General features: G+C 33.3%; 14 protein-coding genes. 5 read left to right on the top strand and 9 right to left on the bottom strand.

The genetic code is table 11. The annotated features are described in order from the left end of the window. Positions 1-15: 15 nt before the first annotated feature. Positions 16-882 carry a GTPase Era gene (locus tag BGO27_04640; protein OJV13479.1) on the bottom strand — a complete coding sequence of 289 codons (867 nt, stop codon included), beginning with the start codon at positions 880-882 and terminating at the stop codon, positions 16-18. A gap of 213 nt (positions 883-1,095) precedes the next feature. On the opposite strand from BGO27_04640, the gene BGO27_04645 reads away from it, so the two are divergent. Further along, positions 1,096-2,676, top strand: coding sequence for a hypothetical protein (locus BGO27_04645; GenBank protein ID OJV13480.1), 1,581 nt, complete (start codon positions 1,096-1,098; stop codon positions 2,674-2,676). A 166-nt stretch (positions 2,677-2,842) separates the two neighbouring features. On the opposite strand, the gene BGO27_04650 is transcribed toward BGO27_04645, so the two are convergent. Together BGO27_04650 and BGO27_04655 are read right to left on the bottom strand one after the other, a co-directional pair. Beyond that, the gene (locus tag BGO27_04650) at positions 2,843-3,400 is read right to left on the bottom strand and encodes a hypothetical protein (GenBank protein OJV13481.1); all 558 of its coding nucleotides are present in this window, start codon (positions 3,398-3,400) and stop codon (positions 2,843-2,845) included. Between the two features lies 1 nt (position 3,401). Further along, entirely contained in the window at positions 3,402-4,079 is a 678-nt protein-coding gene (locus BGO27_04655; GenBank protein ID OJV13533.1) for a hypothetical protein, read from the bottom strand. Between the two features lie 188 nt (positions 4,080-4,267). On the opposite strand from BGO27_04655, the gene BGO27_04660 reads away from it, so the two are divergent. The 4 genes from BGO27_04660 (at position 4,268) to BGO27_04675 (ending at position 8,077) form a co-directional block, all read left to right on the top strand. Continuing rightward, the gene (locus BGO27_04660; GenBank protein ID OJV13482.1) at positions 4,268-5,002 is read left to right on the top strand and encodes a hypothetical protein; all 735 of its coding nucleotides are present in this window, start codon (positions 4,268-4,270) and stop codon (positions 5,000-5,002) included. Continuing rightward, positions 4,999-6,672, top strand: coding sequence for a DNA repair protein RecN (locus BGO27_04665; protein OJV13483.1), 1,674 nt, complete (start codon positions 4,999-5,001; stop codon positions 6,670-6,672). The genes BGO27_04660 and BGO27_04665 overlap by 4 nt, the downstream gene beginning before the upstream one ends. A gap of 60 nt (positions 6,673-6,732) precedes the next feature. Next, a complete protein-coding gene (locus BGO27_04670) occupies positions 6,733-7,140 on the top strand; it encodes a hypothetical protein (protein ID OJV13484.1) in 408 nt (135 codons plus the stop codon). Positions 7,141-7,225: 85 nt separating this feature from the next. Next, positions 7,226-8,077, top strand: a complete 852-nt coding sequence (locus tag BGO27_04675) for a hypothetical protein (protein OJV13485.1) — start codon at positions 7,226-7,228, stop codon at positions 8,075-8,077. Between the two features lie 105 nt (positions 8,078-8,182). On the opposite strand, the gene BGO27_04680 is transcribed toward BGO27_04675, so the two are convergent. The 6 genes from BGO27_04680 to BGO27_04705 all read right to left on the bottom strand — a co-directional run bounded on the left by BGO27_04680 (position 8,183) and on the right by BGO27_04705 (position 14,593). Beyond that, positions 8,183-9,157: a prolyl aminopeptidase gene (locus BGO27_04680; GenBank protein OJV13534.1), complete on the bottom strand. Its 975-nt coding sequence runs from the start codon at positions 9,155-9,157 to the stop codon at positions 8,183-8,185. 67 nt (positions 9,158-9,224) lie between these two features. Continuing rightward, positions 9,225-9,983: a 4-hydroxy-tetrahydrodipicolinate reductase gene (locus tag BGO27_04685; GenBank protein ID OJV13486.1), complete on the bottom strand. Its 759-nt coding sequence runs from the start codon at positions 9,981-9,983 to the stop codon at positions 9,225-9,227. Next, positions 9,980-12,031: a hypothetical protein gene (locus tag BGO27_04690; GenBank protein ID OJV13487.1), complete on the bottom strand. Its 2,052-nt coding sequence runs from the start codon at positions 12,029-12,031 to the stop codon at positions 9,980-9,982. Before BGO27_04690 ends, BGO27_04685 begins: the two co-directional genes overlap by 4 nt. Positions 12,032-12,118: 87 nt before the next feature. After that, a complete protein-coding gene (locus BGO27_04695) occupies positions 12,119-12,622 on the bottom strand; it encodes a hypothetical protein (GenBank protein ID OJV13488.1) in 504 nt (167 codons plus the stop codon). A 2-nt stretch (positions 12,623-12,624) separates the two neighbouring features. Then, positions 12,625-13,821: an isocitrate dehydrogenase gene (locus tag BGO27_04700; protein OJV13489.1), complete on the bottom strand. Its 1,197-nt coding sequence runs from the start codon at positions 13,819-13,821 to the stop codon at positions 12,625-12,627. 91 nt (positions 13,822-13,912) lie between these two features. Continuing rightward, complete coding sequence (locus BGO27_04705) at positions 13,913-14,593, bottom strand: hypothetical protein (GenBank protein ID OJV13490.1); 681 nt, start codon at positions 14,591-14,593, stop codon at positions 13,913-13,915.

The following is a 14,593-nucleotide window of genomic DNA, read 5'->3' on the forward strand; positions in this document are numbered from 1 at the left end:
CTTTTTTACACTTATTTATAAGCATAAATCAGGAATTTCTACCCAATTTTCCTTAATTTTAATAAAAAGCTGTAAATGTACAGGTCCATCTAGCAATTTTTGAATATTCTTCCGAGAGTTCATACCAATCTTTTTAATCATAGACCCACCCTTACCCAATACGATCGCTTTTTGTGAGTCCTTTATAACATATATTGTCTGATAAATAATAGTTTTGCCATTTTCATCGACTTCCCATTTATCAGTTTCCACTGCCATATTATAAGGTAACTCTTTATCTAAGAGCAAGAAAATCTGCTCTCGGGTAAATTCCTGAGCAATAAATTTCATTGGCGCATCCGTCATTTCATCTTCACTGAACTGCCATTCACCTTCAGGCATGCTGTCAAAAAGAATGTCTGTAAGTACGTCTACTCTTTCACCTGTTTGCGCTGAAATCATAAAGATTTCTTTAAAAACATTAAACTCAGCAAGCTTCTCAGCCATATTAAAAAGCTTGTCCTTTTTTATTTTATCGACTTTATTTAGGGCGACATAGCATGGCACTTCTTCTTTAGATATGCTTTTAATGATCATTTCATCATTTTCTGTAATACCTTTAGTACTATCTATAATTAATAGTATTACGTCAGCATTATGCGCGCCGCTCCAAGCATGCTTAACTATTGTTTTTTCTAACTTTTTTTGTGGCCTGAAAATTCCTGGAGTATCCATAAATACTATTTGTGAGTCACCTTTTACGCAAATTCCCTTCATGGTGCTGCGTGTTGTTTGTACCTTTGGGGATACGATTGATATTTTCACCCCTACTAAATTATTGAGTAATGTAGATTTTCCTGCATTTGGAGAGCCGACAATGGCTACAACGCCAAATTTTTTCATAATATAAGAACCGAATTAATTATAATTTTAGTGTTTTTTATCATTTTAAGGGTATTTTGGCAATATTTATTAAAATTTAGATATTAATATGTAATTTTACATATTACATTTATCCACACATTAGAAATTAATAAATTATCAATCTATCTTGACAAATTTAACGATTTTGAATATAATATTAAGTATATGAAAATTCATTAATACAGGGCTAAAATGTCGAAATCTAGTATAGAAAACAAATTTATTGATTATATGGGCGGATATACGTCAGACCATGCTATACAAAAAATTGAAGTTACAACCTCTCATGCAACAATTAAAGGTGCAACCTGGAACGTTCAAAATAAATGCAGGAATATTGCAGATGAATATAGAAAACGTTTCGCAAATAATCCTGCCAATGTGAGCGAAACACCTGAACAGTATAACGAGAGGAAAAAAAAGCAGGTTGAGGAAATTAACAAATTATTTGATGATACTGATTTTGTATTACTTCAGGAAGCAGATTTTTTGACGGATTTGAGCTTAGGCTTTAAAAGTCAACTTGAGGCTAGAGGCTGGAAAGTTCTAGAATTTAGTGCTAAAAATCATATAACCGACAGAGATTTGGTTATACTATATAATCCAACTAAAATTAATCCCTCATTAGCAAATGGCAATCCTGATATTAAAGGGGCTGTAAAAGTAAATAATAGTAGTTTTAAAGGACAATTAGTAGAATTTGCCCATACTACAGGAATAGCAGTAGCACTTTGTAACTTGCATTTAGATTATCTTTTACATTCAGAACAACAAGCTGAACTTGATAAAATCCAGCAACATTATGCTGATAATGGTATATTATGCATTATGGGTGGTGATACAAACCATGCTCCTAACGTGGGTTTAAATGGTGTTATGGGCGACTGGAATGTAGTAACCAATATTTCCGATGAAGTAAAGCCAAATGGAAGCAAAATAGCAAGTCAACCAACCACTTTACATGGCATTTACCCAGATCCTTCAGGCTCATCAAACATGCTACAAGTTCAAAAGAAATTTGATGGTTTCTTTGTCGGCGCAGGATTTGAAGATGCAAAAGTAAAATTATCCGGGGATAGATTTGAAGTTAAAAATCATACAGTTCAGGTTATAAGGGATTCAAAGGACAGAACATACGATATTCCAGCAAAAACTTACTGGCGAAATACAACAACACCTCAGATAAACCCATCAACGAAAATAACTACACCCTCAAATCAGGCTACTCCTCCAAAGTCAGTTAATAACACAAAACCAGCTAATCAGCCCAACAATACTGGAAAGCCAGCACTACCTTTAGCATTTAGAGGATTTAAAGGTGGAAAGGACACACCTAACCAAAAGCCACACCCTTCCAAGAGAGATATGGCAAAAAACAAATACCTTAATATCTCTGGAATGTTAACTGCTATCAGTATTATAGGCGCAGTTGCACTTACAGGATTAGCTATTTATATGCAATTATCTGCTATAGTATGCGTGGGAATAGCATTAGCATCATACGCAACACCAAAGTTTATTGGCGGAATGTATGCAGCTTATAAAGCAAAAAGATTTTGGAAACTTGAAGAGTTTGCTAAGTCTTTGGGAGATATAATAGGAATAGGTCATGGACGAAATATTGATCAGCAAACTAATGAAAATATAAATAATTATAATATTACTTATAATCATGTTAATAAAACTGTTAATGGCAAAAAACAAAAACATTGGCAGACTCAGGTTTTAAATCAAAAACCTCAAAATCAGCATAAAAACGACATTAATATATAATTAATAAGCCTGACAGATAGAAAACAACCCAGATATAGATTGGTCTAAAGTTAGAGTAAGTATAGAAGGTAATGATATAAATAGAGAAACAGGATGGACTGCACAAGTAAATAATCAGCAAAACATTACAAAAGGAAATAGCCCAAAAAAGTAATTTTATGCCTAATTACTTTCTGACTGCTGCAAACATATGGAAGTCGCACTGACCAGTACTTAACTTAGCGTATTGCTTTAGTGTGCCTTCTTTTACATAACCAGATTTTGCAAGCACCCTCATAGAAGCATAGTTGCTTTTTTCAACAGTTGCCTGCACCCTAATTACATTCATTTCTTTGAAGGCAAATTCTGTAAGTTTCTTACTTACTTTAGTTGCAATTCCCTGATTCCAGAAATCAGGATTAATATCGTAGCTTATTTCCGCTCTGTCGTGCCTGAAGTTCCAGTTATTAAATCCGCATGTGCCAATTAGCCTGTTATCTTCCTTAAGTACTATGCCCCAGTAAATACTGTATTTATTCCTAAAAAGCCCAATCCAGTAGTTAAGTTCATGCTTGGCATGCTCTATTGAAGTAGGGATGTCTTCGCTAGCTAAATATTTTGATACATCCGGATGATTCATAAATATATAGTATTCCTGAGCATCTTCTACCGAAAGCTCTCTTAATGTAATTCTTGAATCCAGATCTAATACTGGAAATTCTTTTAAAAATAATTCCGGTTGCATTTTAGCTTAATCCAATAATTTTTTGTGTTTGAATATTATAATAATAACCTGTTTCTTCCGCAATTTCCAGTATATATTGCAAATTATTTAAATTTTTAATTATATCAAACTCGTCCATGGGCTGTAAGTAGACCTTTGTGTTATACCTTGACTGACCAATATCCGGGACTTTTTGATATAAAGGGTGGGATTTTGAAATTACAAATTTTATGGCTATTGCACGCCTTAAAAGGTCATCACGTATAAAACTATAACCCGAACCTGTATTTTTTGGTGATATTAAAATTTCGCATTTAGGGCTTATATTTCTGAAAATAGTTCCATTAGTCTCAATTAACACAGCAAAGCCCTGATCAACAATCAGGTTACATAAATGACTAATTGGCTGCCTTAGAGGTTCACCACCTGTTAAAACCACCAGATTTCTTACTCTTTTACCCTGATTATTGAGTGAAAGACCATTAATTTTTTGTATGATCTCATCGTTTTTCATATCTATGAAGTCTTCAAAATCTGTATCACAAAAGTTACATGCAAGGTTACACCCACCAAAATTAACAAAAATAGCAGGCGCACCGCAATATGGCTCATCACCCTTAAAAGATGCTACAATTGACTTGATTTGGAAGACACCTGTATCTTCCTGAATAACTTCACGAATCTGATTTCTGCCTAACATACTACTTATATTTTGAGGAGAATTAATAATTACTAATAATTGGTTTGCAAACATATCATAACTTTACAATTTATCCAATGAAAATTTATATTGAGGTATTAAACGAATAACTGTATTTTGGTAAGAACATATATCGATATATATATCAATATATATATCGATACAATAAAATAACTAAGGTTTTTTAAATGCATTATATTTTAGCTATAATTTTTTCAATTTTTTTAATATCCTGCCAAACCAATAAAAACAATCAGGATAAAATATATGACTCGGCTGAAGAAGTATATAGCCTTGCTGTAAAAGAAATTAATAGCAAAAACTTTGAAAAAGCAACCGAGCTATTTGAAGATTTAGAGAAAGAATTTCCATATTCTCCATGGTCAATTAAAGGTCAGCTTATGTATAGTTATATAAAATACTTACAGCAGCAATATCCATCAGCCATTCTTTCTTTAGAAAAATTTCTACAGCTTTACCCACTTCACGAAAATGCTGATTATGCATATTACTTAATAGCTATGTGTTATTATGATCAAATTAACGTTGCAGGTAGAGATCAGGAAACAACAGTTAAGGCTAAAAATGCATTAGAAGATATTATACATCGTTTCCCTGATTCAAAATATGCTAAAGATGCTAAAGCAAAACTAGATTTAACAGAAGCACACCTTGCTGCTCATGAAATGCAGGTGGGTCGCTTTTATCTAAACAAAAACTTGCGTATTGCAGCGCTTAACAGGTTTAATGCAGTTGTAGAAAACTATTCTAAAACCAGTTATGTAGCAGAAGCATTATATAGACTAACCGAAATTTATTACTCTATGGGCGCTGTAGATGAAGCTAAAAAATATGCTGCAATTTTAGGGCATAATTATCCTAATGACCCATGGTATCACAAAGCGTATAGTATATTAAAATGATTACAAACATAACCATTAAAAACTTTGTTTTAATAGAAAGTCTAAGCCTAGATTTAAATAGTGGTTTAAGTGTTTTTACAGGGGAAACAGGCGCAGGTAAATCTATAATCCTTGATGCAATTGGCTTTGTTCTTGGCGATAGAGTTAGTAACAAAGTTATCAAAATGGGGTCTAATTCATCATGCGTAAGCCTTGAGTTTTCTGAAATATCAGAAAAAATAAGTAATGTTTTAGATGAACTTGACATTCCAAATGATCACCTCATTATTCGCAGGGTTATATCGCAAGATGGCAAAACAAAATGCTGGATAAATGATATTTCTGTCTCACTTAACACTATTAAGTCTTTCCGTAATGACCTTGTCCAAATCAATAGCCAGCATCAGCAAGCTGATCTATTATTTGAAGCTGAGCATATTAAGATATTAGATCGTTATATTGGCGCAAATACCCATTATAGTGACGTATCTGAAAAATATCACATTTATGAAAACATAAAGTCAGAACTTAAAAGCCTTTATGAGCAAAAAGATAGATTAGCTCAGGAACAATCATATTTAGAGTATGTTATAGGTGAGCTTGAAACTTTATCACCACGGGCAAATGAAGAAGACGAGCTTTTAGAAGCAAGGTCAATTGCCGCAAACAGAAATAAAATCGCTGAACTTTTAAATGATATATCTTCAGAGTTAGATAATGCTAATATCGATGGCGTTATATCACGTATCCAAAAAGTAATGCTACGCAATCAGAAACTATCTAATGACCTTGGACTTGATACAATATCGGATAAACTTGATGAAATGTACGGCATTTTAAGCATTATAAACGATGAAATCTACAGTAAAACCAGTTCTATGGATTTTGACCAGGGTGAGCTTGATGCAATTGATGAAAGGCTTATGGAGCTTCGTAGCGCTGCAAGAAAATATAGAATTAGTACCGCAGAACTCCCTGAGTTTTATCACAATATTCAGGAAAAAGTCTCTACGTTTAGTAATATAGAAGATTTAATAGCCGATAAAGAAATCCAAAGCAATAAAGCTAAAGAAGCTTACTTAGATGCTGCTTATAAATTAAGCGATTTACGCAGTGCATATTCTAAAAGCTTAGAAATTGCTATTTTAAATGAGCTTAAAGACCTTAAAATGGATAAAATTGAGTTTATTATAGATATCAAACCAGATGAAAACCATATTAGTGAAAAAGGCATTGATAAAGTTACATTTTTAATGCGACCTAATTTAGGGGCAAATATTAGCAGTATTAGCGATGCATTATCAGGTGGTGAACTATCCAGGTTTATTTTAGCTGCAACAATTATTATCGCAACTGACTCTACAGCTACCATGATATTTGATGAGATAGATACAGGTGTTGGCGGTCCTACTGCTTATGCTATTGGCAAAAAACTTTATGCGCTGTCCAAAAAGCATCAGGTTATGGTAGTAACGCACCAGCCACAAGTAGCATGCTTTGCAAATGATCATTATTATATTTCTAAGTATACCAATGAAACCCAAACCTTTACTACTTTAAAACATCTTGAAATTTATGAAAAATCTACTGAACTTGCAAGAATGATGTCGGGCGATAGAATATCAGCCGAAGCACAAAAAGCCGCAGACAAGTTACTTAAAGACGTTAATGAAATGGATGTTATTGGTTAATTGACAAACACTTAAGTTAATACTACATATTCACCTAATTATTATAAATGAGGTGATGAAATGAACATAAAGCATTTAATAACTTTAATGTTGTGTTATTCTGAAGAAAATCACACTACGAATATGAATGATTTTGTAGAAACTTTAAAATATTTAGACGATGAAGATTTGACTCCTCAAGAAATAGATTCATTATTTGAAATATGCAATGAATATGCATCTGAAGATCATTTTATTGCCTTAACATTAAAATTTTATTGTACAGTATCTTCAAACCAATATGATTATACAATTTTTTTAAAAAATGATAATTATATCGAAAATAAGTTTTCAACTGAGGCTTCATTAGCATTAATAAAAAAGATACTAGACTCAAAAGAAGTTCAAAATAACACACCTTCAGCTAGAGAAAAGCTAGATAACCCTCAGCTGAATGAATATAACCAAGCATCTTCTAAGTATAAGTAAATATTTTTATAAAAATACATGACTTTTGATTAACAAAAGATTAATATACTGTTTATAGATTTTAATTTTCAAGCAAGAGTTATGTATGTCGCTTCTCAAACATATTAATGATACTAACATTTCTAAAAGTGACTGGAAATTGTTTTTAAAAGCCTTAAAAAATGCCTCAAAAGAAGACCTGTATCAAACAAACAGCGCGGGAGAAACTTGCCTCCATATTGCTGCAAAATTTGGAAACCTTGAAGCATTTAAAAAAATTATAAAAAAAGGGATAGATATTAATATTACTGATAAAGCGAGGCATACTGCCTTAGATATAGCAATAATTTATGATCAAATTGATATTGTGGCAAAAGTTTTAAAGTTTAGCAGATCTATTCTTGAAACTCATCACTTAGCGCTTGCAATAGAGCGCAGGAATCTTGATATCGCAGATTTAATTTTAAGCCATTTAAAAATTGATTTTTCATCCCCTGATGATAAACACCAAAAACCTTTTCAGGAGGCAATGTATTTCGGTTATTCCAAAATTGCTGAATATATGCTTAAAAAAGGCGCGTTACCTAATTATGATTTAGATTTAAGATATAGTGTTGTTACCAAAGGCTGGACACCACTTCATTATGCGGTTGAAAATAATGATTTAAAAATGGTAATATTACTTGTAGAAAAAGGCGCAAATTTAGGGGCTATTACAGTAGAAGAAAAAGTCTCAAAAATGTCTTCTCAGCATTTAAATTATGTACCGACATTCAGTGAGCTTTACCCAAAAGACAGCAAAGCAAACCTTACACCATACGCACTTGCAGTTCATCTTGATCATAAAAAGATCATTAGTTTTTTAGAAAAGGCATATAGCGTTCAAATAGCAACCCAGGAAATTCGTTCTAAATTTGACATTAATAATACCAATGAGTTTAGGCAGCTTGCAAAGTAATTGACAAAACGTATCGTATTTTAGATTAGATACAGGAATAAAGAGCGAAGCCTAGTAATGCTTCGGTAAGCGAGGAAATGACGTATATATAATCAACATAAAATACTATAGTACTTTTTTCATTTTATTTGTTGCGTCAACTAAGGCTTTTGCAATACCGATTTCTGTTGAAGCATGTCCTGCGTCCTGCACAAATGTTAAGTGTGAATTAGGCCAGTTTTTATGAAGTCTATATGCCTGCTCAGCTCTACAAATAACATCATATCTTCCATGAATTATATATGCTGGCAAGTGATTTATTTTGCCAATATTTTTTATAATCTGATCATGACTCAGGAAAAATTTATTGATAGAATAATGGGTAAATAATTTTGAACAACCTAGCACAAGCTTATCTTCATCTAATAAAATTCTACTTACTTTTTCCCTACTATCAAACAGATAAGAAGCTAAAGCATCATACTTCATAAAGTATCCAGCTGCCTCTTCCTGAATTTTAGGGTCAGAACTTGTTAAACGTTTATAATAAGCCTTAATAAGGTCATCTCTTTCACTTTCAGGAATGTAATTTGCCATCTCTTCCCAATATTCAGGAAATATATCTTTCATTCCATACCAAAGCTGCTCATATTCTGGCTTTGTACCTAAATATATCCCCCTTAAAACGAATCCGTGACAATTCTCAGGATAGGTTTCACCATAAAGCATTGCGAGCGCACTACCCCACGAACCACCAAAAACAAACCACTTATCAACTTTTAAATGTTTTCTGAGTTTATCGATGTCTTCTATTAGGTTTTGAGTATTGTTATCTTTAAGCTCACCAAATGGCAAAGATTTACCAGAGCCGCGCTGATCAAATAATATTATATGGTAATATTCTGGGTCAAAAAAGCGCATATCATTTTCAAAAGTTCCTGCACCTGGCCCCCCATGAATAAATATTACAGGAACGCCTTTTGGGTTACCAAATTCTGCATACCAAATTTTATGCACTTCTGAAACCGACAGATGCCCCTCATTAAACGGACTTGCTTTAGGATAAAGTATTTCTTCTAAAGTATATTTTGGAGTATACATTGATTCTGGTATATTAACCACTGCTGCATGTGAATGCTGCGAAACACAAACGCCAAAAGTAATTAAGTTAAAGAATTTCCTCAAATTCATATAGTCCCCCTGGCTTACCTATAAGCCATCTTGCTGCTTTTATTGCGCCAAGTGCAAATATTTTTCTATCAAATGCTTTATGACCTAAATATATTTCTTCATGATCTGATATAAACCTAATTTCATGCTCACCACAAATATTGCCACCACGCTGCGACATTATACCAACTTCACGCATTTTTCTTTTCTCACCCTGATACCTTTCATCTGTAACAGGGTAATATCTAGGGTTATTATGTTTTATAGTGTTAAACAAATTAATAGCAGTACCAGATGGACTATCAAGTTTATTACGGTGATGTGTTTCTAAAATTTCTATATCAAAGCTTTCATCCAAAGCCTTACATGTAACTTCTAAAACCTTTTTAAGAACAGCGATACCATATGAAAAATTATGAGAATGCATAATTGGAATTTCTTTTGCAGCGCTTTTTATAATATTTAATTCAATATCTGAAAAGCCAGTTGTACCAATAACATATGGCTTGTTATATTTTATAGCAGTCTGCAAATGCAAAAGTGCTGATTCTCTGGTAGAAAAATCGATTATTATATCCACTTCATCAGGATTTTCAATGTAATGAGTATACGTGAGGTTTTGGTTTTTTTGCCCTAAGCTTTTGCTTTGTTCATCAACAATTAAATACGATATTACTAAATCCTGAGTTTCTCTAATAGCATCCGTTAAAATACTACCTAATCTTCCTGCTGCACCAATTATACATACTTTAATCATATTTTCACTCCTGCAAGATCCAAAAATTCTTCTTCCGTAATAATCCTGACACCTAGTTTTTCTGCATTTTTTAGCTTTGAACCAGCATCACTACCAGCAATAACATAATCTGTTTTCGAGGATACGCTACTTGCAACTTTTGCGCCACATCTTTCCGCAATTTCTTTTGCTTCACCTCGTGAAATTGACATAGCACCAGTAAAGACTACTGTTTTACCTGAAAGTTCCGTATTGTTCATTTTAATTTCATAAGGTGTGATAGTAACATGCTTTGCAAGCTCATTAATGTATTCTAAATTTATATTATTACTAAAAAAGCTAACCAAACTCTCAGCAATACGCTCACCTATATTATTTGTATTAATCAAATGCTCGTATTCTTGTGGGTCTCTTTTACAATTTATCATGGCATTATAAAAACTATCAAAATCAACATATGACTGCGCTAATATCTTCGCTATTCCACTACCAATATGCCTTATAGAAAGAGCGTGGATAAACTTATCAAGTCTTACAGTTCTAACTTTGTTAATTCCTTCAAAAATAACGCCTACCGATTTTTTACCCCACCCAGGATAGTTCTCGAGCTTTGTTAATGAGTTTTTATTTCTTTCTTCTAGGGTAAATAGATCAGCAGCGTTTTTTATAAAGCCATGTTTATATAAAAACTCAGCCTGCTTTATGCCAAGCCCGTTAATATCTAAAACAGTTTTTGAGCAAAAATATATAAGATATTCTATAACCTGCGCTTCGCATCCCATTTGATTAGGGCAGCGCGTTACTGCTTCATCTTCTATCTGTACGGTCTCAGCATTACAAACCGGGCAATGCTTTGGAAATTCATACTGCACTGAATCTTCCGATCTTCTCTCTAGAATAACCTTGGTTATTTGCGGTATAACGTCCCCTGCCCTTTTAATATAAACCGCATCACCAATTCTAATGTCTTTTTTCTCTATTTCATCACGGTTATGCAGCGATGCCCTGGACACCATTACCCCACCAACATTTACAGGCTCTAAAATCGCAACAGGAGTAAGTGCTCCCGTTCTGCCTACCTGCACTATAATGTCATTTACTTTTGTAACTTCTTCAATTGCTGGAAATTTATATGCAATCGCCCAGCGTGGTGTTTTACCAACAAATCCTAATCTTGACTGTAAATTAAGGTCATCAATCTTAACAACAATTCCGTCAACATCAAATCCCAGATTAGATCTGTTTTTAATAATGTTATCATGATATTTTGCAATTTCTGCAAGGTCGGTTGTGGTAACAATATTACTATAAACCTTAAACCCTAAACTTTTACAAAACGCTAGGTATTCGCTATGTTTTGACCTAAAATCTTTTGATAAATACCCAACCGAATATATAAAATAACTTAAACCTCTTGAAGCGGTAATGCTTGAATCAAGCTGCCTTAAAGATCCTGCCGCAGCATTACGTGGGTTTGCAAATAATTGCTCGCCCTCTTCTAACCTTCTATGGTTTATCTTTTTAAAGTTCTCATGAGACATATATACTTCGCCACGCACCTCAAATTCTTCAGGTAAATCAGGATGAGTTATTTGATGCGGGAAACCAAATATAGTTTTGATATTTTCTGTAACATCTTCACCTACTTGCCCATCACCACGTGTTGCGGCATACATAAGTTTCCCACCTTTATACATAGCAGAAAAAGAAAGCCCATCAATCTTAGGCTCAATAGTTACGTTATATGTAAGATTTGCGTTTAAAAAAGAGTTTATACGCTCTATAAAGTCATCTATATCTTCCTGATTAAAAGCGTTACCTAGCGATAGCATCGGTTTTTTATGCGTAACTTTTGTAAACTCATCACGCGCACTACCACCAATTTTAGTAGTAACTGAGTCTTCCTTAAGTTCTGGATAATCTTTTTCAAGCTTCAGCAATTTTTGGTAAGTTCTATCGTATTCAGCATCAGATACAATTGGGCTATCTTGATCATAGTAATAATAATTATATAGCTTTATTTTTTCTACTAAATCATCGTATTCTAGGCGTATATCTTCTTTTAACATTATTCAATCTGCTTAATTCAATTTTCAATTTATACGAATATAGCTAGTTTTTTTATTATAGGAAACCCTCTTGACAAAAATTTTTAATCAAAAGCTAGAAGTGTCGGTAAGTTTTTTAAAATACGACTGACTTCCCATCATAAATATATGAAAATCAGTCATATAATGTTTTATCTTTTTATGGTGATTTACAATAACACTTGTCGCCCCTACTAAATCTTCATAAGATTCAGCTTCCCTTGCCTTTTTCTCATAATACCTGATTTTTTTCATAACAAGTTTTGAGTCTTCGATACTTCTTTTCATGTAAACAAATGAGTCTAGTAATTTATCGTAATTTTTCTGATCTTCAGCATTAAACTTATTAACATTTTGTCTGAGTTTCTTTGCTTCTTCTGCTTTCTTCTCCAGCTTTTTTACATCCTGCTTCATTTCTTTTAATGTTCTGTCAGTTAAATCTATCAGCCCGTCCATACTTTGATATGCAGATTTAAAACGAGGATCATTAAAGCGTGAATCATTTGCCTCAATAGCTGAAGATGCTGATGCAGAATATATTACTGAAAATACTAATAAAATTACTTTAAACATAATTACTTTAAGTTATTTACAATTGCATCGATAAAATCTTCTGTAGTTAAGTAGCTATCAATTCCAGCAAGACTTGCTAAATCTTTAGTCATCTTGCCGCTTTCAATAGTTTTAATACACGCCGCCTCTAACTTTTCTGCAAACTTTTTAACTTCAGGAGTTTTATCAAAATCAGCTCTGTACATTAGCGCGCGCGTCCATGCAAAAATTGTAGCAATTGGGTTTGTTGAAGTTTTATTACCTTTCTGCCATTCTCTATAGTGCCTTGTAACTGTACCGTGTGCTGCTTCTGTTTCAACTGTTTTTCCGTCAGGCGAAAGCAGAACTGATGTCATAAGCCCTAATGATCCAAAACCTTGCGCGACTACATCTGACTGTACGTCACCATCATAGTTTTTACATGCCCAGATATAGCCACCTTCTGACTTAATAGCAAAAGCAACCATATCGTCTATAAGCCTATGCTCATAAGTAAGACCCTGAGCTGCAAACTTATCTTTAAATTCACTGCTATAAACTTCTTCAAATATATCTTTAAATCTGCCGTCATATTGCTTTAAAATAGTGTTCTTGGTAGAAAAATATAATGATTTTTTCTGCAGTATCGAATAGTTAAAACATGACCTTGCAAATGCCCTAATTGAGTTTTCAACGTTATACATACCAAGAGCAACGCCTGCCCCTTTAAACTCAAAAATCTCTTTTACAATTTCCTCACCATCTTCAGCTTTAAAAATCATTTTTAGCTTGCCAGGTTTTGTAACTTTAAAATCTGTTGCTTTATATTGATCGCCAAATGCATGTCTTGCAATAATAATCGGCTGATTCCAGTTTTTTACATATCTAGGGATATTCTTACAAATAATCGGCTCACGGAAAACTGTACCATCTAAAATGTTTCTTATTGTTCCATTAGGAGAAGCCCACATTTTTTTAAGATTAAATTCTTTCACGCGATTTTCATCAGGAGTAATTGTTGCACACTTAACGCCTACGCCATATTGCTTAATAGCATTAGCCGCTTCTACAGTAACCTGATCATCGGTTTTATCACGGTTTTCGATAGATAAATCATAGTACTTCAGGTCGATATCCAAAAATGGATGGATCATTTTTTCTTTGATTTGATCCCAGATAATTCTGGTCATTTCATCGCCATCAATTTCAACTATTGGATTTGCAACTTTGATTTTCATAATCTACTCCGCTTTGTGATAAAAATTCTACCCGAAGTTACCATAGCAAAATATTCAAAAATCGCAAAAGAAAAGATTACTCTGACTTACAATTTTATTTAAAATACTTATTTTTAAATCTTGATAATTTATACCCAGATATTGCCTGTCTTAAATTCACATATATCTGGAACCAAATTATTGATATAGCAGCGGTTGCCAGAACGTCACTAAGCCAGTGAGCGCCAGTAAATAACCTACTTGTACATAGGATAAGTGCAACAAGTTTTATCAATGGAAAATATTTTTTTGGCATAATGTAATGTGACACTAAACCCCAGTAAACCGCAACCAATGCATGCCCACTTGGAAAAGAGTTTTTAGAAGCAACTTTAACGCTGTAAGCACCAAACATATGTTGCATTGGAAAATACTCCCCGAATACCATGCTGGGAGACAGCCTGTTAATTGCTAAAGCTTTTTGAAATACCAAATAGTTTGTAAGTATCGCAAGTTCAAGTATTAATACCGCACCTATAATTCTTTTAAAATATACACTTCGGTTTTCAACATCTTTTAGTGCAATTAGATTAAGCCCTAACATGACTATAACATTAATCCAGCTTTCATAGCGGTGATTAACCAATCCCCAAAACTTCGCCCAGTTAATGTTATAAGCAAGGCTAGAATTTAAATACTTATAAGTAAGCGCATCCAGAGATGTAATTTTTGCCAGAAACGCAAGCAAAAAAAATGCCTTAACATAGGGATTAAGAATCTTAAATAATATTTGCAT

The organism is Alphaproteobacteria bacterium 33-17, assembly GCA_001897445.1.
Classification (GTDB): Bacteria; Pseudomonadota; Alphaproteobacteria; order Rickettsiales; family 33-17; genus 33-17.

Excerpts from the sequence above, each read along its gene's own strand:
- BGO27_04695 (OJV13488.1), bottom strand. The coding sequence starts at position 12,622 with ATGTTTAAAGTAATTTTATTAGTATTTTCAGTAATATATTCTGCATCA.
- BGO27_04690 (OJV13487.1), bottom strand. The coding sequence starts at position 12,031 with ATGTTAAAAGAAGATATACGCCTAGAATACGATGATTTAGTAGAAAAA.
- BGO27_04665 (OJV13483.1), top strand. The coding sequence starts at position 4,999 with ATGATTACAAACATAACCATTAAAAACTTTGTTTTAATAGAAAGTCTA.
- BGO27_04670 (OJV13484.1), top strand. The coding sequence starts at position 6,733 with ATGAACATAAAGCATTTAATAACTTTAATGTTGTGTTATTCTGAAGAA.
- BGO27_04680 (OJV13534.1), bottom strand. The coding sequence starts at position 9,157 with ATGTATACTCCAAAATATACTTTAGAAGAAATACTTTATCCTAAAGCA.
- BGO27_04705 (OJV13490.1), bottom strand. The coding sequence starts at position 14,593 with ATGCAAATATTATTTAAGATTCTTAATCCCTATGTTAAGGCATTTTTT.
- BGO27_04675 (OJV13485.1), top strand. The coding sequence starts at position 7,226 with ATGTCGCTTCTCAAACATATTAATGATACTAACATTTCTAAAAGTGAC.
- BGO27_04645 (OJV13480.1), top strand. The coding sequence starts at position 1,096 with ATGTCGAAATCTAGTATAGAAAACAAATTTATTGATTATATGGGCGGA.
- BGO27_04650 (OJV13481.1), bottom strand. The coding sequence starts at position 3,400 with ATGCAACCGGAATTATTTTTAAAAGAATTTCCAGTATTAGATCTGGAT.
- BGO27_04655 (OJV13533.1), bottom strand. The coding sequence starts at position 4,079 with ATGTTAGGCAGAAATCAGATTCGTGAAGTTATTCAGGAAGATACAGGT.
- BGO27_04685 (OJV13486.1), bottom strand. The coding sequence starts at position 9,983 with ATGATTAAAGTATGTATAATTGGTGCAGCAGGAAGATTAGGTAGTATT.
- BGO27_04640 (OJV13479.1), bottom strand. The coding sequence starts at position 882 with ATGAAAAAATTTGGCGTTGTAGCCATTGTCGGCTCTCCAAATGCAGGA.
- BGO27_04660 (OJV13482.1), top strand. The coding sequence starts at position 4,268 with ATGCATTATATTTTAGCTATAATTTTTTCAATTTTTTTAATATCCTGC.